Raw genomic sequence first — 16541 nt, 5'->3', positions numbered from 1 at the left:
GGGAGGGGTGGTCAGACTGCCGTCAGATCCCGATTCCCCTTCCTCTGCCAAGGTCGATCCCGTGGGTGAAGGCGAGCTCAGCCCCTAGCTTGCGACCCGTGTCGTAGCCGATTCCGAGTTCGCGCTTGCGCCTGGCCAAGATCGATTCCAGCTGCGGATCGCGCTGAAGGCTTTTAGCCATGTCGCCCATGGCTGAGCGCGTTGCTCTGTAGCCGAGCATGTCGGCCTCGCGGTACTGGCGTTCGCCGGTCTGCTTGAGCTCCTGCCAGCGCGCCACGAAGCGATCGGCGCGGCGCTGCGGATCGGTGCGCAGCTCGGTCTCAAGCTGGAGTGCCTGGACGGCGCGCCGGAGCTGACCGCTTCCAGCTTCGCGCGCGAGTTCCGGGTGTTTGATGTAGGCGGCCTCGGCATCAGCCGGGCCGTAGGGCCGCACTTCCTCAAAGGCTTTGCGGGCATCACGGAGTTCGCGCAACTGTTCCTGACTGGCTTTGGTCCCGGCATCGTGAGCGGCGAAGATGCCGTCGACCGCACGGGCATGGCGGATGAGCGCTTTGGTGCGGGCGCGGCGCAGCTCTACCTCCGGATCTTCGACCACCTTTCTTTCCGGAGCCGCGGGTTCCGGAACATCGGCTCTGGTGCCAGGCAAGCGCAGCCCGTCAAATATGCCGCGCACCTTCTCCGGCACCTTGCGGATAATCTCGGCGACGCGTTCGCGGAAGGTGATCCCGCGCCGCTCCGCAAAGGCCTGTGCGGGATCGGCGCGCGCGTAGTCGCTGGCCATGTCCTTGCCGCGCTCGCGGCTGAGCGTGCGCACAAGGCGAGCCTGATCGGCGAAGTCGTCGCGGCCATAATGCAGGGCAATGCTGTCACGGTGACGGGAAAGCGCCACGTAAGCCCCGTGACTGTCCATGCCGGGGGTCGCGAGCATATGCGCACGATCGACGGTCATGCCCTGCGCCTTGTGGATCGTGGCGGCGTAGCCGTGATCGACATGCGCGTAGTCCTTGAGGTCGAAGGCAAGGCTGCGCCCGTCATCGACCCGCACGCTCATGCGCTGCGCGGTCACCTCTTCGACCGTGCCGAGCGTTCCGTTCTTCACGCCGAGCTGGCGCTCGTTGCGAAGGAACATGATGCGGTCGCCGCTGGCGAAGCGCCGTACCCCACGCTCGGCGCTGATCGTGACATCCTCGCCAAGCTCGCCGGCATCGCGCAGCCGTTCGCGCGCGGCCTCGTTGAGCGCACGCACCTCGTCATTGGTGTGGGTGAGGATAATGCGTGTATCGGCGGGCGCTGCCTGCCTCTCGCGTTCCCAGCGGTCAATCAGATCCTCGCGAGCGGCCTCCCGGGTCTCAGCGGCGTGCACCATCCCGTGCTCTTCGTAAGCGATGATCGCGAGCCCCGTGCGCCCGGTCGCCAGATGCCGCGTCGCATCGCGCTGCCAGTCCTCGCGCTGGCGGCGCACCTCGGTGATCTCGACTCCGCCATGCCGCTCATGGATGGCGCGGAAGGCAGCGCCTGCCTCGATCGCCTGCAGCTGCTGCGGATCGCCGACCAGCACGATCTTTGCGCCAGCTTCGGCGGCAGCGCCAAGCACGCGCTCCATCTGGCGCGTGCCGACCATGCCGGCTTCATCGATCAACAGCACATCGCGGGAGGTAAGCAGCTCGCGACCTTCGCTCCATTGATGCTCCAGGCTGGCGATAGTTCGTGACGCAATGCCCGAACAGTTCTCTAGCCCCTCGGCGGCAATGCCCGACAGCGCTGCCCCGCGAACAGTGTAGCCCGCGCTTTCCCAGGCCTCGCGCGCAACGCCGAGCATCGCGCTCTTGCCGGTCCCGGCATAGCCGACCACGACGGTGAGACCGCGCTCACCGGTAACATGCTCGAAGGCCGCGCGCTGCTCGCCAGAAAGGACCAGACCACGCTCTGCGGCGCGCGCCAGCGCTCCGTCCCGGCCACGCTCATCGACCGCATGCTGCCTGCGCTCAGCCATTAACTCCGACGCACGCTCAAGCCGCTGTTCGGTGTCGATCATCTGGCGGGAAGTGAACCGATCTTCGCCGCGCCCATCCTTGCCCAGCGCGACCAGGTCGGGTGCGTTCCGCACAGCGCTCATCACCTGATCGAACTGCTCCTTGCCATCGCTATGACGGTGAACGAAGCGGGCGAGATCCCGGTTGGTGAAGGTCGCCTGCTGGTGCGTGATCGCATCAAGCGCGATGGTCGGATCGGCAATGATCCGTGCACCATTGCGCTCTGCGATGGCGCGGTGTTCCTCGATCCGCTCGGCCTCAAGCCCTCGCCCCTCCATGCGCGAGGCGGCGGGACCGATCTTGTCCTGTGGCTCCAAGCCAATGCCCTGCGCCTCAAGACTGCGATGGTCGATGCGCGCATCGATATCGAGCTCGGCGAGGCGCTCATTGACGTGCTCGGCCCAGCGCTCGCGCCACTGCTCGACGAGTTCGGTGCGGTTCCAGTCGCGCACCTTCGCGCCAAAGCCGTCGCCATCAACCTCGCGCATCGTCAGCATTACATGCGCATGCGGCTTGGCCAGACCATCCGCACCGATGTCCCAATGCACATTGAGGTCAGCGATCATGCCGCGCTCGACAAACTCGCGCTCAACAAAGTCACGGGCAAGCCTGATACCTTCCGCCTGATCCAACTCGCGCGGGATCGCAAACTCGACCTCGCGCGACAGCTGCGCGTCCTTGCGCTTCTCGGCACTCTCGACGGCGTTCCACAGCTGTTCGCGGTCAGAGAGGTGCTGGGGCGCGTCTTCGGGCAGCAGCACTTCGGAATGAACCACACCGCCCTTGTTGGTGAAGTCGTGGGTGCGATCGATCCGCTCATCGTGCAGCCGACCGGCTGAGCGATAGGCAGCAGCAGCCACAGCGCTGCGCCCGGCCGAGCGGCTGATGACCTTCACGGAGAGGTGGTAGATCGCCATGACGGCCATCCATCTACGCCCCGCAAGCCACGTCGGCACGACGTATAAGCGCGCCCTCACATGATAAAATCCTGTTCGGGACTACCCGGTGTCAGACGGTCCCGACGACCCTGAAGCCTTGGGCGAACGCACCATCTACAATCAGCGCATCACCCCAAACGGAGAACCATGATGCGAAAACCCCGCGATATTGATGCCGAACTGAAGGCGCTGGCCGAGAAGGCGAAGCTACTCAAGGAACGCCGCGTCCAGCAGCTGGGCGAGCTGGTGATCGGCACGGGAGCTGACAGCATCGATGCCGAGACCCTGGCCGGTGCAATGCTGGTGATCGCTGAAACAAAGGATCCCGCCAAGCTGGAGGCGTGGCGCAAGCGGGGAGAGGCGTTCTTTCAGAGCAAAAGGCGCAACGCTGGCGAAGGAACTGACCAGCAGCCGGACAGCACTCGCAAAGCTGACAGCGGCGCGGCACAGGCTTGAGGCAATAAAGGCCCGCACCGGCATGCGCGACTGGCAGATCAAGCGCCGCGAGCGAACCAAGCAGCTGATCGAGCTGGGCGGTCTGGTCCAGAAGGCCGGGCTGATCGAACTCACCGATGATGACCGGCCCGTGCTGCTGGGCGCGTTCCTCGCCATTGCCGCCAAGTTGCAGGGCGAGGAACGCGAACAGGTGTTGGCCCTGTGGCGGCGGCGCGGGAAACGCGCCTTTGAACAAAGCGAGTAAGAACAAAGGTGCACCGCGAGTCCGCGCCTGCTACACTCATGCGACCATGCGCACGGACCTCGATCATCTGCCCCCGCAAAAGCAGCGCGAGCTGGAACGCGTGGTGCAGCTGATCTTCGAGGAGTTCGACGACGCCTTCGCGCTCGCAAAGCACGAGTGGAAGAAGGCCGGACGCATCCTCAAGGTGATCCTTTACGGCAGCTACGCGCGCGGCACCTGGGTCGACGAGCCCCACACCGCCAAAGGGTACCAGTCCGACTTCGATCTCCTCATCATCGTCAGCGACAAACGGCTGACCGACCGGGTCAAGTACTGGGCCAAGCTCGATGAGCGGCTGATGCGCGAGTATGGCCTCACCGGCACGCTGCGCACCCCGGTCAACTTTATCGTCCACGCCCTGCAGGAAGTGAACGACGGGCTCGCCCACGGGCGCTATTTCTTCATGGACGTGAAAGCGGAAGGGATCGCGGTCTACCAGTCCGACGACACCGAGCTGCACACGCCCAAACCCAAGACGCCGACACAGGCGCTGAAGATGGCGCAGGAGTATCGGAGTGAATGGCTGCCTCAATCCAACGCATTCTACAAAATGTATCGATCAGGGGTCTTTGAAGGGGATTTAAAGCAGGCGTCGTTCGTGTTGCATCAGGCTGCAGAGTCTCTTTATCACTGCGTGCTTCTCGTCTGCACCTTCTACACCCCGCACGTGCACAACCTCGGCTTCCTGCGCACCCAGGCTGAGCGGATCGACCCGCGCCTCACCTATGTCTGGCCCCGCGAGACCAAGAAGGATCGCGCGCGGTTCGAGAAGCTCAAGGACGCATACGTCAAGGCCCGCTACTCGAAGCACTACCGCGTCACCAAAGAGGAGCTCGAATGGCTCGGCACGCGGGTCGAAGAGCTCGGCCGCGTCGTTCACGTTGTCTGCTCCGAGCGGATCGAAAAGCTGAAAGCGGAAGCAAAAGCGAAGCCCGACAAGGTTCGCTGATCAAGCGTTGCGGGGCTGAACTCGCCAGCCTCAGTTCTTGCCCTATCGAACGATCGCCCTGCGATACCCTGCCGCCTGGGCCTCAGCCTCGGTGCAGAAATAGGCCTCGGCGCGGGTCGCGTCGTAATAGGGCATCCCCGGCAAGTGATAGATCCAGTCGCCGCGCCGCGAGTGATTCCCCTTGATGAGGCACTGTCCGTTGCCTTCGTAACGGCGTGCGCGTCCCGCTGGTCGTGGCGATGCTTGCGCCGTTCTCGGCTGCGGGTCGGTCTGCTGGCTCGCCCGATAATCCTCGGGCATCTGGAAGTCCCATTGCCAGATGCCAGCGCGCGCAGCGCGTGCCCGCATCTCGGCAGAGACGTAGTCGTTTCCATACCGTCGGAACGCCGTGGCCCAGCCCGCCTCCACAAGCGCTTCACCGATATCGACGCCGGATGTCCGGCAGGTCGCCACGATGCGGCCGAAGGTGTCTGTATCGCGTGGCTGGCAGGTCAGCACCGCGCTGCCGATCAGGCCGGCCAGCACATCCTTGGCCATCGCACCGCACGCGACTTCCGAGCCGTTGCTATAGCACGGTTGCGAGAACTCCGGTGCGTCGACACCGAACAGACGGACCTCGTTTCCGGCGATGCGCAAGGAGTCGCCGTCGATGACTTCGGCAGGCCCTTCGATGACCTGCGCGGCGGCGAAAGACGGTATGCCAGGCGTGGCAAACGCGGCGAGGATGAAGCGGAGGTGTGCTCTCGGCATCGCTGGTGTCCGGTTGGCGATAGCATGCGGTCTTATGACAAGCAGGTTTACAAACTCATGATTTCGCTAAGCGAGGCTTAGCCTTTCGGCCAATTCGTAAACCTTGGATATGCCAAGGATCTGCCTCGTTGCTTTGCACGTTCTCACGACGTGCCAAGGAAACCGGCTTTTCTTTACATGTACCGCTATCGCGGAAACGGTGACGCATGGGCTGGTCACCCCGTATCCGCGCTCGCTCGCAGCGCAAGTCTGGTTGCTGCTCTGATACAATACCTCGGACAAATTACCGATTTGTCCGAGGTAATGTATCTCGCAAGCGAGGCCTCACGCGTGGGCTACAAAGGCTAGGCGCCGAGCTCCCGAAGAACGGCAGGTTGCAGCCGCCTTTCTGGCCGGTTCGTGCAAGTAGCGAGGCGCTGCTGGAACCGGAGTAAGGTGAGCAGCGGGCAGCCTAACGCTCCGCCAGTGCGGGCTCCAGCATCCGCAGCCGCTGCTTCATGCTGGCGGCGATGCTTGCGTAAACTTCGCCAGCGAAGTCGGGCGGCATTTGCGACAGGGCCTGGTCAGGCGCGGCGTCAGCCTCGGACAATATTTCCTCGATCACTCGGCGCATCAGGGTCTGGCCAAGTCCGGCCTCCTTGCCTGACTGAACGAAGTGACGTCCCACTACCTCCAGCACGCGGTAATGTCGGTTCGTCCCGGCCGACATGGCAAGCTTGTACCTGTTGTTGGGGATCTGCCCCTTGTCGTAGGCAGGCTGCGCGGACAGCACGTCATAGAAGGGTGTGAGGCTGTAACGGCCACCGGGCTTCAGGAAGATGCTGAAGTTCTTGCCGTGGCCGTCGGTTGCGCCGATCAGCCAGAACAGGATCTGGCTCTTGAAGAAATCCATCTGGTCCTTCTGCGGCTCATCCGAGCGTTGCAGAAGCTGGAGGATGTTGGCCATGCCAGGTCCGCCATTGCTCTGGTACTTCTGTGCTGAGGGAATGCTCATGGCCTGGCAGCAATCTTCCTGCGGCAAACGCAGAAGAGTATCGCCGCCGCGCCACCGGCGATCGAAGCGCTCGACCACGAGCACGCGCCGTTCGCCGAAGGTCATGATCTGCGTCTGGGCGACAGCAAGGCCGAATTCCCTCAGAAGCGCGAGGCAGTAATGTTCGTTGTCGACGCTCGCGGCCATATCGATCGGCCCGAAAGCGGTCGGGATTTCGCCGAGCTGCGGCTTGAGGATGTGCGTTGTCGGGGTTGATCCAAGTGGGCGCAACCATTGTCCATCATGGTAGAGCAGCGCGGTCTTCTCCTGCGCGCCTGCGATGGAAATGCGGAACTCCTCCTCGCGGGTCATGCCGAGCGGGGCTGCAGCAAGGCCTGCAAGGATCGCCTCGATTTCGGCCTCGTTGACTGGCTCGCTGCGCAGTGTCTTCCCGTCATCAAAAGGCAGGCCTTCGGGCAGAAATTGCATCGCTCCGACGCAATCGCGTCCGATGGCCTGCAGCAGGCTGAAGTAGTCGGTTCCCTGTGCGCCGACACGCTCTGCCACACGGGTGCGGACATTGGGATTGTCGGGAAGAAGGTTGTCGAAGACAGCGACTACCGCTGCCCCGCTATAGGCGGCCTCGCGCAAGGGGAGAGACAGCGAGATCGCGAAGGCAGGTGCCCAGTCGAGCCAGCTCTGGTCATAGGTGAAGCTGACAGCTCCGTTCGCTTGCTTCTCCAGACGCCCGACGAGGCGATTGTTGATCAGGACATTGAGTGGCGCGTGGGTCTTGCGGCGCGGCATCAGAAGATGTCCTCGATGTTCTGCGTTGCGCGTCCAGACCGGGTGTCCACCAGAAGCTCGAGGTCAAGAGCGGCAAAGAGCGCGAAGACCGATGAGAGCTTGGTGCCCTCATAGCCGGTCTCGATCTTTGAGACCATTTCCTGTCGCATGCCCGCCAGGTGGGCGAGCTCGGTCTGTGTCAGGCCCCGCTGCTTGCGGGTTCGCTGAATGAGGTTGCCAAGCTGGCGAGCCGAGCGTGCGATTTGCGACATGAGCGCCTCCTCGACTTTTTATGCGAGGAATCACATAAAAAAGCAATATGCTATTTATGGCATAAACAGATAATATGTGATTTCGGGCATAAGGCAACTTGCAGCCCTATGCCTATAGCAACTGGCTGCATCTGCTTTCGCATGAAAGTGGGCAAGCCAGGAGTACTTGTCTCAGGTGCCGTCCTGGAGTAACGGCGCGTCGAAGCCAATCGTGGCCTGTTCTGAACGAGGAAAGGAGAAGACCATGCGTGCAGCTTTCGCCCGTCACCACCGTCAAATCCTATTCCCCTGTGTTCAGGAACAGATTGCATGGGCAATTCTTTCACGGGCGACGCGTCTCGCCTGATTGCTTCGCTTCCGGCGGCATTGAAGCCGCGGATTTCTTCGAAATTCCAATTTTCGTCGCCGTTGCGGCCATCTCTCTTTCGGGGGAGACTCGCCATGCGTGACGACATGTTCAAGGTCATCGTCGAGCGTCCCCGCTGGGGCGCGAGCCATGCCGCGTCTCCCAAGCTGAAAAGGACTCTTCACCCGGATACCCGCCAAATCGGCATGAAGCGCCACGCCAAGATCGGCGCGCCCTATACCAAGGGACTGAACGAGAACCTTGCTCCGCTGGTCCGCTATCTCAGGCGTCAACGTGGGCGCCATTGGGACGTAGTGTTCAGCGAGATCTGCGCCAGCCTCGACACCGGCAGCACGGTCAAGATGCACGTGCGCCAGCACATCGAGGATTTTGTTCTCACGCGCATCTCGGTCGGACGAAATGGCGAATGGATGTTCGAAGGCGAAGTCCTCGGACGCAAGGGACGCTGGTTCCGGCGCCGGGAGCTGTTCGTCGATCCGCGAGACGGCATCCTCAAGGATATCGCCGTGCTCGAAGCGCTACTGGCCACAGGCCAGTCTGACGGGAAGGGGGTGACGGCATGAACCCGATCACTTTGATCGCGACCGATCATCGGCGGTTTGACCCCCTTGCTCTCGACCAGCTTGAGAGAACCGCTGCCTATGACGGCATGGCCCGCGTCGTGGGGCTGCCGGATCTGCACGCGGGCAATGGCATCGCGGTCGGCGCAGCCTTCTGGGCGCCGGATCGCATCTGGCCGCATCTGGTGGGCAGCGACATCGGCTGCGGGATGGCCTTGTGGGAAACCGATTGCCCGGTGCGCAAGTTCAGGCTCGCGTTCGCCGAACGCAAATTGCACGGGCTGGATGATCCATGGCCAGGCGATGCTCGCGCCGCTCTGGAAGAGGCCGGGGTGCCGCCTGCTCTCGTCAGTCCGGCGCTCGGCACGATTGGCGGCGGGAACCACTTTGTGGAGTTCCTGCGGATCGAACGGGTGGTCGCGGATGCTCGCTTCGATGCACTGGGGCTGCGGCGCGACCGGGTCTGGATGATGGTCCACAGCGGCTCGCGCGGGCTGGGTCAGGCGGTCCAGCAGGCGCACGCCCGGGCGGATATCAGCCGAGGGATCATGGCTGATACCCCTGAAGCCAGCGCCTATCTGGCGGATCACGATGCGGCGGTGCAATGGGCGGTCGTCAACCGCCAGATCATCGCACACCGTTTCTGCGGCTGTCTCGGGATATCGGGCAGGCGTGTGCTGGACATCTGCCACAACAGCGTGATCCCGCATCAGGGCGGGTGGCTGCACCGCAAGGGCGCAGCGCCCGCCGATCGCGGGCTGGTGACAATCCCCGGTTCGCGGGGGGATTTCAGCTACTTGGTCGAGCCGCTGGCCGATCGGGCCGATCATGCGCTCCATTCGCTCGCGCATGGCGCGGGCCGCAAGTGGAGCCGCAAGGACGCCCACGCCCGGCTCTCGCGACGATTCAAAGTGGCTGACTTGCAGCGTACCGGCCTCGGCAGTCATGTGATCTGCGAAGACCGCCGCCTGATCTTCGAGGAAGCGCCCGATGCCTATAAGGACATCGGCATGGTGATCGCCGATCTGGAGCAGGCGGGCCTGATCCGCGTGATCGCGCAGCTCCGCCCATTGCTGAGCTACAAGACGAGAGGGCGCCATGACTGAGGTGATCCTGCACATCACGGCAGGCAAAGGCCCGCAGGAATGTCGCTGGGTGGTGGCGCAGCTGACGCGCGCTTTCGCTGGTGAGGCACGCGATGTCGGGCTGACAAGCGAGTTGCTCGACGGGACGGAGGACTTGCCCGCCTCCGTCCTGCTGCGGATCGCGGGCGAGGGCGCGCTCGGCTTCGCCGCAGCACGGGTCGGCACGAACCAGTGGATCGGCACCAGCCCGCAGCGTCCCGCGCACAAACGCCGCAACTGGTTTGTCGGCGTGGCCCTGGCCCCCGTGCCCGATGCCATTCCCTATCTGGGCGAGCACGACATTGCCTATCAGGTCATGCGCGCAAGCGGGCCGGGCGGGCAGCATGTCAACAAGACCGATAGCGCAGTGCGGGCAACGCACTTGCCGACCGGTCTTGTAGCTACGGCACAGGAGCAGCGATCGCAGCACGCCAATCGCAAGCTGGCACGCCTGAAGCTTGCGATCATGCTGGAAGAACGGCACGGGCAGGCGCTCGGCCATGTGCGCCGCTCGCAATGGCAGGCCCACCAGGAGCTCGAACGCGGCAACGCTGTGCGGGTCTATGCGGGGCCGGGCTTCAAGCTGAAAGCTTGAGGCCGGGGGCGGTGGCTGGCCTAGCCGAGGCTTGCCAGCCACCGCCCCTCGGCATCCTCGCCGAAGCTGAACTGACGTCCGGTGAACCGGGCGATCAGCGCTGCGGCCGTGCGGGAGTGTTCGCTCGGTTTGACCGTGGTGAACGCACCTTGTCCGGCCATCGCGAAAGGCAGCAACAGCTGATCCTGCAAATACGGCCCTGCAAAGGCGCCCGAGCCGAGGTATCCCGCCATCCGCTTCGCCGCCGTCTTGGCAAGGCGTTCGGCCGGAATGCCGATCTGGCCAAAGGCAGACATGACCTCGGTCACATGCTCGCATTCGGCGGTGATCAGCAAGGCGTTGCCGGGGCCGAGCTCGGCGGAAAGCTGGACCGGAGCGAAGGCATCGTCAGGCCAATCGGCAAGCACTTTTCGCGCCGCCTTGAGTTCCCGGTCGGCGATGTCGAACGGGATCCCCGCAACCAGCGCCTCGACCTTGCCGGCCTTGAACGTCCCGCGTTCCATGCAGGCAATAGCCGTGAGAGGCGCGGGCGTGATGTCGAGCATGATCCGCCCCCCGCCGCGCGGGTAGAAGCCGTGGCGATCAAGCGTTACCGACAGGCGCGGGCCCATCCGCTCCAGCACCGGCAGGAGCGTCTGGCTGAGGAATTCGAAGGGCGGGGCCGAAGCCGCATGCGTCCCGCCCTCGATCACGAGGCGCGAGGGCGCGTCCGCCAGCATCAGCGGCACCAGCACGGTCTGCACCACCAGAGCGGTCGATCCCGCCGTGCCGATGGCGAAGTGATATTCGCCCGGCACAACGCTGCCGGGCCGGAAGGTCAGCTCGCGTGAGCCGACCGTCAGCCCCGAACACTCCGCCGAGCCAACGGCAGCCGCCGCCTCCAGGGCGGTGACGTGCTGGCGCATCAGCCCGGGCTTCGCGCGTCCACCGCGAACGTTGGCGATGGTAAAAGGCTCCCCCGTCAGCAGCGCCAGCGCCGCCGCATAGCGCAGCACCTGCCCCCCGCCTTCGCCTTCCGATCCGTCGATGGTGATCATGTGTCTTCTTCTGAGAATGGGCAGGTGATGCCCGCGAAGGCGTTACCCCTTCACGCACACCACCTGCTTCAGCGTGTGGACGATCTCCACCAGATCGGCCTGCGCGGCCATAACGGCTTCAATCGGCTTGTAGGCCTTGGGCGTTTCATCGATCACGCCCTCGTCCTTGCGGCATTCGACCCCTGCCGTATCGGCAAGGTGTTCGTCGAGGGTCACGAGCTTCTTGGCCGCGGTGCGGCTCATCACGCGGCCTGCCCCGTGCGAGCAGCTGTCAAAGCTCTCCGGGTTGCCCAGCCCGCGTACGATGAAGCTTTTCGCTCCCATCGAACCCGGGATGATCCCGAGCGTTCCCTTCGCCGCGCGCACCGCCCCCTTGCGGGTGACGAGCACGTTCTCGCCGAAGTGATGCTCGCGCGTCACGTAGTTGTGGTGGCAGTTCACCGCCTCGCACTCCGCATCGAAGGGCTTGGCGATCTGCGACCGCAGCGCGTCGATAACGTGCGCCATCATGACGTGCCGGTTGAGCTTGGCGAAGTCCTGCGCCCACTCGACCGCTTCGACATAGTCGTCGAAATGGTCGGTCCCTTCCGGGAAGTAGGCGAGGTCCTGGTCGGGCAGGTTGATGTGCCACTTGCGCATATCCTGCTTGGCCAGCTCGATGAAGAACGTGCCGATGGCGTTCCCTACGCCCCGCGATCCTGAATGGAGCATCACCCACACGCGCTGCTCCTCGTCGAGGCACAGTTCGATGAAGTGGTTCCCCGTCCCCAGCGTGCCGAGGTGCATGACGTTGTTGGTGTTGCGCAGCCGCGGGTGCTTGGCGACGATCAGGCCGAAGCGCTCGGCAAGCTTGGCCCAGGCGTCGACCACCACGCGCGGAGGTTCGCCCCACGCACCCTTGTCGCGCTGCCCGCGACCCGCCGTGCGCCCGTGCGGCACCGCCGCCTCGATCGCCGAGCGGATCTTCGCAAGGTTGTCGGGCAGGTCGCTGGCGACGAGCGAGGTGCGCGCCGCCATCATGCCGCAGCCGATGTCCACGCCGACAGCCGCCGGGATCACCGCGCCCTTGGTCGGGATCACCGAGCCCACGGTCGCGCCGATCCCCACGTGAACGTCGGGCATGGCGGCGACATGCTTGAAGATGAACGGCATCTGCGCCGCCCGGGCGAGCTGCGCGCGGGCATCGTCTTCGACCGGCACGCCGCGCGTCCACATCTTGATCGGCGCGCCGCCTTCCGGCTGATGAAATTCGTACGTCGTCTGGGTCATGGCGACCTCCTGTAGTCTGTTCGTGCTACCGCCTTGCGGCGCAGGCACAAGGTGCTGGCGGCGAGGTGTGGCGAGACAGTTTTGCTGAGCTACTCCGGTTGCCCGGGGGCGGCTTCGAACCGCCGACCTCCTGCTTTCGCAGACGCTCTACCCATGTAGTCCCGCCGGCATCCGCCAGCGATTTTGGTTGAAGTTCTCGGCTCACGGCGACGAGGGTTTGGAAAGACGTTCCCGCTCTATCCACTGAGCTACAGGTCCGCATTTGGTGGACCTGGCGGGATTCGAACCCGCGACCAGGCGATTAACAGTCGATGTAGTCCTTCCGGCATTCGCCGTGAGCTTGGATTCTTGTTTGCGCTATCGCTTCACTGCTTGAGCGCGGAAGGGTCGGGGCAACGAGTTGTGGTGAGACGACGGCCCTTAAGCTACGTTCCGGCGGCGGGGTTCGAACCCGCATCTCCCCGCAAGATTGCTCCCGCGCGGCGCTTTACTCGTCGGGCCTATGGTGTGGAGGTGTAGTCCCACCGGAATTTGCCCCGACCCTTGCCAAATGTGAGTGCGGCCGCGGCGACGAGGATCGGGAAAGACGGGCGCCCTCGGTTGAGAGCCACCATCGTGGCAGGATGTAGTCCTTCCCGGCATTCGCCGCGAGCCGCACGGTTCAGTTCATTCCAATCTCCACTTCGTTGACGATCTCGACCCAATCGCGAGCCTCGCCATTGGCAAAGCGCGCCATCGTGTCGAACACCGCGTCGGTGAACCCACCGACATTCATGATGTCCTTCCGGTCCTTGGCCTGCGTCGAGCCATAGGGCTGGATGTCGATGCAGATCAGCTTCGCGCCCGGGTTGCGGGCCTTCAGCCGGGTCCACTCGTTCATCGTCGCCGTCGCCCCGCGCCGGGAGGGATCGAGCCAGGATTCGTTGTCCGACACGATCACCACCACATCGACCTTGGCCTGCTCGCGGTTGAGCAGCTCGAGGGGCGCCGAAACCGACGTTCCCCCACCGCCAACCGCCGCCAGCTTCGTCGCGTTGACCGCGACGCGCGCCTTGGGATCAAGCTTCACGTCGACGACGCGGTTCTCGAACGGCAGAACGCGGGTCTGCGGATTGCTCCGCAGCATCGCGGCCGCCACCAGCGCGGCGATGTCGATGCAGCGGACGACCGAGGTCGCACCCTTCCGGTACCCGGTCGCGGGCGAGCTCATCGAGCCCGACACGTCCGGACAGACCACGACATGTCCTTCCAGCTTCGGCACCCGCGCCAGCGAGGCTTCGAGCGCCGTTTCCAGCGCCGCCTGCACCGCCAGCGGAACACCCTCACCGACCTGGCCGAGCGCGGTCATCAGCTGGTACGGCGCGGGACGAACCTTCGCCATCGCCGTCTCGTCCGACAACCGCGCCGCGACCGCTTCGGTCACGCCGTCGATCTGGAACGCACCCTTGCGGGCCAGCGTGTTGACGTTCATCCGCAGCGCCTGCCAGCCCATCCGTTCGGCCATCACCGCCCATTGCTTGGCGGTGAGGTCGAAAGCGGTCAGCCATTCGAAGGGCACATCGGGCAGGGGCCGCGAACGGTCCGCCTTCCATGCCTCGAACGCCGCGATCTCCGCCGGCAGAGCGGCGACGTCATAGGGCTTGCCGATCAGCCAGCCATAGAACGCGCGCCGCTCGGCCGAGGCCGGGGCCGGGTGGACCATCTTGACGATGTCGGAGAGGCTCGGGTCATTGCCGGTCGCCGCCTGCATCAGCTGACGGGTCGAGGCATTCTCCAGCCATTCGCGCACCAGACGCTTGGGCCGCGAGCCGAGCGAAGTCCGCCCCACCTGGCCCGAACGCATGATCTGCACGAAGGTGCGTAGCATCCGCCCGTTATCGATCACGCGGCGGAACACGGGAACCATCAGGTCCGGGTCCACGACCGAAAGCAGCGCGGCAAGCAGCGCCGGCATGTCCTTCATTGCACCCGACCTCCGGGCGTAGACCGCGCACTTGGCGACCCACAGGGGATCGACCGCGCGCGCCGCTTCGAGCGCCTTGGCGAGCTGCCCTTCGGCATGGGCATAGAACCCGTCCGAAAGCGTGCCGGTCGCGGCCAGCTGCGCAAGCAGGGCTTCGGGGCCATAGGCATAGGCCTTGCCGCCCGCCTCGTTGACCGTGTCGGCCCGGGGCAGGAAGCGCGCGAGCGCCGAGGAAAAGAGCGTCTTGTTGGCCATTGTCCAACTCCATCGTAAATTCGTTCTGCCGGGCTTTGGGCGGCCGGCCCATTCCGGCCGCCCCTTGTCCTGCATCGCACCGGGTGTTCGACCGCCCGGCGCTTTTCCTACAGCATGGCGCGTGCCAAACCTGCGCGTGGCTGGGCATTCAATATTCAAACATCTGATATCATGAGACTAAATTCTACATCCGAGAGCTGCGGCAATCTGTCGCCTCCAAGCCAGATGGATAAACTTGTATCGCCTACGATAAACATTTATCGCTGCTTGTGATGAAACCCACCACCGTGATCGGCTTTCTCGGCTCCACACTCGATGCCGCCAAGTTCGGGCCTTCTCGCTGGAACAAGTGGCGGCCTACGGTCAGCATCTGCATGCAGGAGGATCTCAGGGTCGATCGCTTCGTGCTGATCCACGGCAGCTACCATAGCCGTCTCGCCGAGTTCGTTGCCGAGGATATTCGCTCTGTCTCGCCCGAAACCGAGGTGGTGCCGCATGTCATGGACTTCGCCGACGCCTGGGACTTCGAAGAGGTGTACGGCAAGCTCCTCGACTTCGCGCGTGGCTTTCCCTTCGACCCCGAAACGCAGGACTACCTCGTCCACATCACCACCGGCACCCACGTCGCGCAGATCTGCCTGTTCCTCTTGACCGAGGCGCGATACCTGCCCGGCCGCCTGCTCCAGACCCAGCCCGCGCGCGGGCTGCCGCAGCCGGTCGGCACCTGGAACGCGATTGACCTCGATCTGTCGCGCTACGATTCCATCGCCACCCGCTTTGCCGAAGCGAGCGAGGAGAGCGCCAGTTTCCTCAAGAGCGGCATCGACACGCGCAATGCGGCCTTCAACCGCATGATCGATGAGATCGAGCAGGTCGCGGTGCGCAGCCGCGCGCCGATCCTGCTGATGGGGCCCACCGGCGCGGGCAAGAGCCAGCTGGCGCGCAAGGTCTATGAGCTCAAGAAGCTCCGCCATCAGGTGAGCGGGCCCTTCGTCGAGGTCAATTGCGCGACATTGAAGGGCGACAGCGCGATGTCGGCGCTGTTCGGACACAGGAAAGGCGCCTTCACCGGCGCGGTTCAGGATCGCCCGGGCCTGCTCAAGAGTTCTCACAAGGGCGTGTTGTTCCTTGACGAGATCGGTGAACTCGGCCTCGACGAACAGGCGATGATCCTGCGCGCGATCGAGGACGGGCGGTTTCTTCCCGTCGGCGCGGACAGCGAGGCGAAGAGCGAGTTCCAGCTGATCGCGGGGACCAACCGCGATCTGGTGAGTGCAGTCGCCGCCGGAGCCTTCCGTGACGATCTCTTTGCCCGCCTGAACCTTTGGACCTTCACCCTCCCGGGCCTTGCCGAGCGCCGCGAGGATATCGAGCCCAACCTCGACTTCGAGCTGGACCGTTTCGCCGAGCGGGAAGGCACACGCGTCACCTTCAACAAGGAGGCGCGCGCACGCTATCTCGCCTTTGCCACCAGTGCCGACGCGCAATGGTCGGGCAATTTTCGTGATCTCGCAGCAAGTGTTACCCGCCTGGCGACGCTCAGCCACGGCGGCAGAATTGATGTTGATGCGGTTGCGCTCGAAACGGGACGCCTTGCGCGGCTCTGGTCGGGCAAGGTGTCGGACAATCCGGGGCTTGAGGCGCTGCTGGGGGCGGAGCGGCTCGCCGACATCGACCCTTTCGACCGTGTGCAGCTCGAATATGTGGTGACGGTGTGCCGACAATGCCTGAGCCTCTCGGAAGCCGGTCGTCGCCTGTTCTCCGCCTCACGCCGCCAGCGCAGTTCGATCAATGATGCTGACCGGCTACGAAAGTACCTCGCCAAGTGGGGCCTCGACTGGGCGGGGATCGCAGCAGCGCATCGCTGAGCGCTCGACGGCACCAACATAGTACCGTGCGGTGTGGGGCATCACACTAAGGGAAGGCAGCGG

15 protein-coding genes are annotated in these 16541 nt (G+C 64.3%); 8 read left to right on the top strand and 7 right to left on the bottom strand.

The window, feature by feature from the left end; all coding sequences use genetic code 11:
• Positions 1–22: 22 nt before the first annotated feature.
• A complete protein-coding gene (gene traA, locus ACLBKU_RS13880; protein WP_410180145.1) occupies positions 23–2950 on the bottom strand; it encodes a Ti-type conjugative transfer relaxase TraA in 2928 nt (975 codons plus the stop codon).
• A 168-nt stretch (positions 2951–3118) separates the two neighbouring features.
• Between traA and ACLBKU_RS13875 the strand changes: the two genes are divergently transcribed.
• From ACLBKU_RS13875 to ACLBKU_RS13865, 3 genes are read left to right on the top strand one after another with little or no spacing between them, the layout of a single operon-like run.
• Positions 3119–3427 (top strand): conjugal transfer protein TraD, encoded by a 309-nt coding sequence (locus tag ACLBKU_RS13875; protein ID WP_410180144.1) that lies wholly within the window; start codon positions 3119–3121, stop codon positions 3425–3427.
• 22 nt (positions 3428–3449) lie between these two features.
• Positions 3450–3671, top strand: a complete 222-nt coding sequence (locus ACLBKU_RS13870) for a conjugal transfer protein TraD (protein WP_410180143.1) — start codon at positions 3450–3452, stop codon at positions 3669–3671.
• Positions 3672–3717: 46 nt separating this feature from the next.
• A complete protein-coding gene (locus ACLBKU_RS13865; protein ID WP_410180142.1) occupies positions 3718–4659 on the top strand; it encodes a HEPN domain-containing protein in 942 nt (313 codons plus the stop codon).
• Between the two features lie 42 nt (positions 4660–4701).
• Here the strand turns inward: ACLBKU_RS13865 and ACLBKU_RS13860 are convergent, their stop codons facing one another.
• The 3 genes from ACLBKU_RS13860 to ACLBKU_RS13850 all read right to left on the bottom strand — a co-directional run bounded on the left by ACLBKU_RS13860 (position 4702) and on the right by ACLBKU_RS13850 (position 7440).
• The gene (locus ACLBKU_RS13860) at positions 4702–5409 is read right to left on the bottom strand and encodes a thermonuclease family protein (protein ID WP_410180141.1); all 708 of its coding nucleotides are present in this window, start codon (positions 5407–5409) and stop codon (positions 4702–4704) included.
• Positions 5410–5860: 451 nt separating this feature from the next.
• On the bottom strand, positions 5861–7189 hold the full coding sequence (locus tag ACLBKU_RS13855) for a type II toxin-antitoxin system HipA family toxin (RefSeq protein ID WP_410180140.1): 1329 nt from the start codon (positions 7187–7189) through the stop codon (positions 5861–5863).
• A complete protein-coding gene (locus ACLBKU_RS13850) occupies positions 7189–7440 on the bottom strand; it encodes a helix-turn-helix domain-containing protein (RefSeq protein ID WP_410180139.1) in 252 nt (83 codons plus the stop codon). The genes ACLBKU_RS13855 and ACLBKU_RS13850 overlap by 1 nt, the downstream gene beginning before the upstream one ends.
• Positions 7441–7688: 248 nt before the next feature.
• Between ACLBKU_RS13850 and ACLBKU_RS13845 the strand changes: the two genes are divergently transcribed.
• The 4 genes from ACLBKU_RS13845 to prfH are packed head-to-tail and all read left to right on the top strand — an operon-like array spanning position 7689 to position 10086.
• The gene (locus ACLBKU_RS13845; protein ID WP_410180138.1) at positions 7689–7889 is read left to right on the top strand and encodes a hypothetical protein; all 201 of its coding nucleotides are present in this window, start codon (positions 7689–7691) and stop codon (positions 7887–7889) included.
• Positions 7882–8370 carry a hypothetical protein gene (locus ACLBKU_RS13840; protein WP_410180137.1) on the top strand — a complete coding sequence of 163 codons (489 nt, stop codon included), beginning with the start codon at positions 7882–7884 and terminating at the stop codon, positions 8368–8370. Before ACLBKU_RS13845 ends, ACLBKU_RS13840 begins: the two co-directional genes overlap by 8 nt.
• A complete protein-coding gene (locus tag ACLBKU_RS13835; RefSeq protein ID WP_410180136.1) occupies positions 8367–9473 on the top strand; it encodes an RNA ligase RtcB family protein in 1107 nt (368 codons plus the stop codon). Before ACLBKU_RS13840 ends, ACLBKU_RS13835 begins: the two co-directional genes overlap by 4 nt.
• Positions 9466–10086: a peptide chain release factor H gene (prfH, locus tag ACLBKU_RS13830; protein WP_410180135.1), complete on the top strand. Its 621-nt coding sequence runs from the start codon at positions 9466–9468 to the stop codon at positions 10084–10086. The genes ACLBKU_RS13835 and prfH overlap by 8 nt, the downstream gene beginning before the upstream one ends.
• Before the next feature lie 20 nt (positions 10087–10106).
• Here prfH and rtcA read toward each other — a convergent pair whose 3' ends face one another.
• The 3 genes from rtcA to ACLBKU_RS13815 all read right to left on the bottom strand — a co-directional run bounded on the left by rtcA (position 10107) and on the right by ACLBKU_RS13815 (position 14685).
• The gene (rtcA, locus tag ACLBKU_RS13825) at positions 10107–11123 is read right to left on the bottom strand and encodes an RNA 3'-terminal phosphate cyclase (RefSeq protein ID WP_410180134.1); all 1017 of its coding nucleotides are present in this window, start codon (positions 11121–11123) and stop codon (positions 10107–10109) included.
• A 42-nt stretch (positions 11124–11165) separates the two neighbouring features.
• Positions 11166–12392: an RtcB family protein gene (locus ACLBKU_RS13820; RefSeq protein ID WP_410180133.1), complete on the bottom strand. Its 1227-nt coding sequence runs from the start codon at positions 12390–12392 to the stop codon at positions 11166–11168.
• A gap of 661 nt (positions 12393–13053) precedes the next feature.
• Positions 13054–14685 (bottom strand): vWA domain-containing protein, encoded by a 1632-nt coding sequence (locus ACLBKU_RS13815; protein ID WP_410180132.1) that lies wholly within the window; start codon positions 14683–14685, stop codon positions 13054–13056.
• Between the two features lie 197 nt (positions 14686–14882).
• Here ACLBKU_RS13815 and rtcR point away from each other — a divergent pair, with 197 nt between their 5' ends.
• The gene (gene rtcR / locus ACLBKU_RS13810; RefSeq protein WP_410180131.1) at positions 14883–16478 is read left to right on the top strand and encodes an RNA repair transcriptional activator RtcR; all 1596 of its coding nucleotides are present in this window, start codon (positions 14883–14885) and stop codon (positions 16476–16478) included.
• Positions 16479–16541 lie beyond the last annotated feature (63 nt).

It is taken from the genome of Erythrobacter sp. NE805 (assembly GCF_046452355.1).
Lineage (GTDB): Bacteria > Pseudomonadota > Alphaproteobacteria > Sphingomonadales > Sphingomonadaceae > Erythrobacter.
This window is presented reverse-complemented; position numbering and strand designations above follow the sequence as displayed.

Coding starts and splice junctions, on each gene's coding strand:
- traA (WP_410180145.1), bottom strand. CDS start 2,950: ATGGCGATCTACCACCTCTCCGTGAAGGTCATCAGCCGCTCGGCCGGG.
- ACLBKU_RS13875 (WP_410180144.1), top strand. CDS start 3,119: ATGATGCGAAAACCCCGCGATATTGATGCCGAACTGAAGGCGCTGGCC.
- ACLBKU_RS13870 (WP_410180143.1), top strand. CDS start 3,450: ATGCGCGACTGGCAGATCAAGCGCCGCGAGCGAACCAAGCAGCTGATC.
- ACLBKU_RS13865 (WP_410180142.1), top strand. CDS start 3,718: ATGCGCACGGACCTCGATCATCTGCCCCCGCAAAAGCAGCGCGAGCTG.
- ACLBKU_RS13860 (WP_410180141.1), bottom strand. CDS start 5,409: ATGCCGAGAGCACACCTCCGCTTCATCCTCGCCGCGTTTGCCACGCCT.
- ACLBKU_RS13855 (WP_410180140.1), bottom strand. CDS start 7,189: ATGCCGCGCCGCAAGACCCACGCGCCACTCAATGTCCTGATCAACAAT.
- ACLBKU_RS13850 (WP_410180139.1), bottom strand. CDS start 7,440: ATGTCGCAAATCGCACGCTCGGCTCGCCAGCTTGGCAACCTCATTCAG.
- ACLBKU_RS13840 (WP_410180137.1), top strand. CDS start 7,882: ATGCGTGACGACATGTTCAAGGTCATCGTCGAGCGTCCCCGCTGGGGC.
- ACLBKU_RS13835 (WP_410180136.1), top strand. CDS start 8,367: ATGAACCCGATCACTTTGATCGCGACCGATCATCGGCGGTTTGACCCC.
- prfH (WP_410180135.1), top strand. CDS start 9,466: ATGACTGAGGTGATCCTGCACATCACGGCAGGCAAAGGCCCGCAGGAA.
- rtcA (WP_410180134.1), bottom strand. CDS start 11,123: ATGATCACCATCGACGGATCGGAAGGCGAAGGCGGGGGGCAGGTGCTG.
- ACLBKU_RS13820 (WP_410180133.1), bottom strand. CDS start 12,392: ATGACCCAGACGACGTACGAATTTCATCAGCCGGAAGGCGGCGCGCCG.
- ACLBKU_RS13815 (WP_410180132.1), bottom strand. CDS start 14,685: ATGCAGGACAAGGGGCGGCCGGAATGGGCCGGCCGCCCAAAGCCCGGC.
- rtcR (WP_410180131.1), top strand. CDS start 14,883: ATGAAACCCACCACCGTGATCGGCTTTCTCGGCTCCACACTCGATGCC.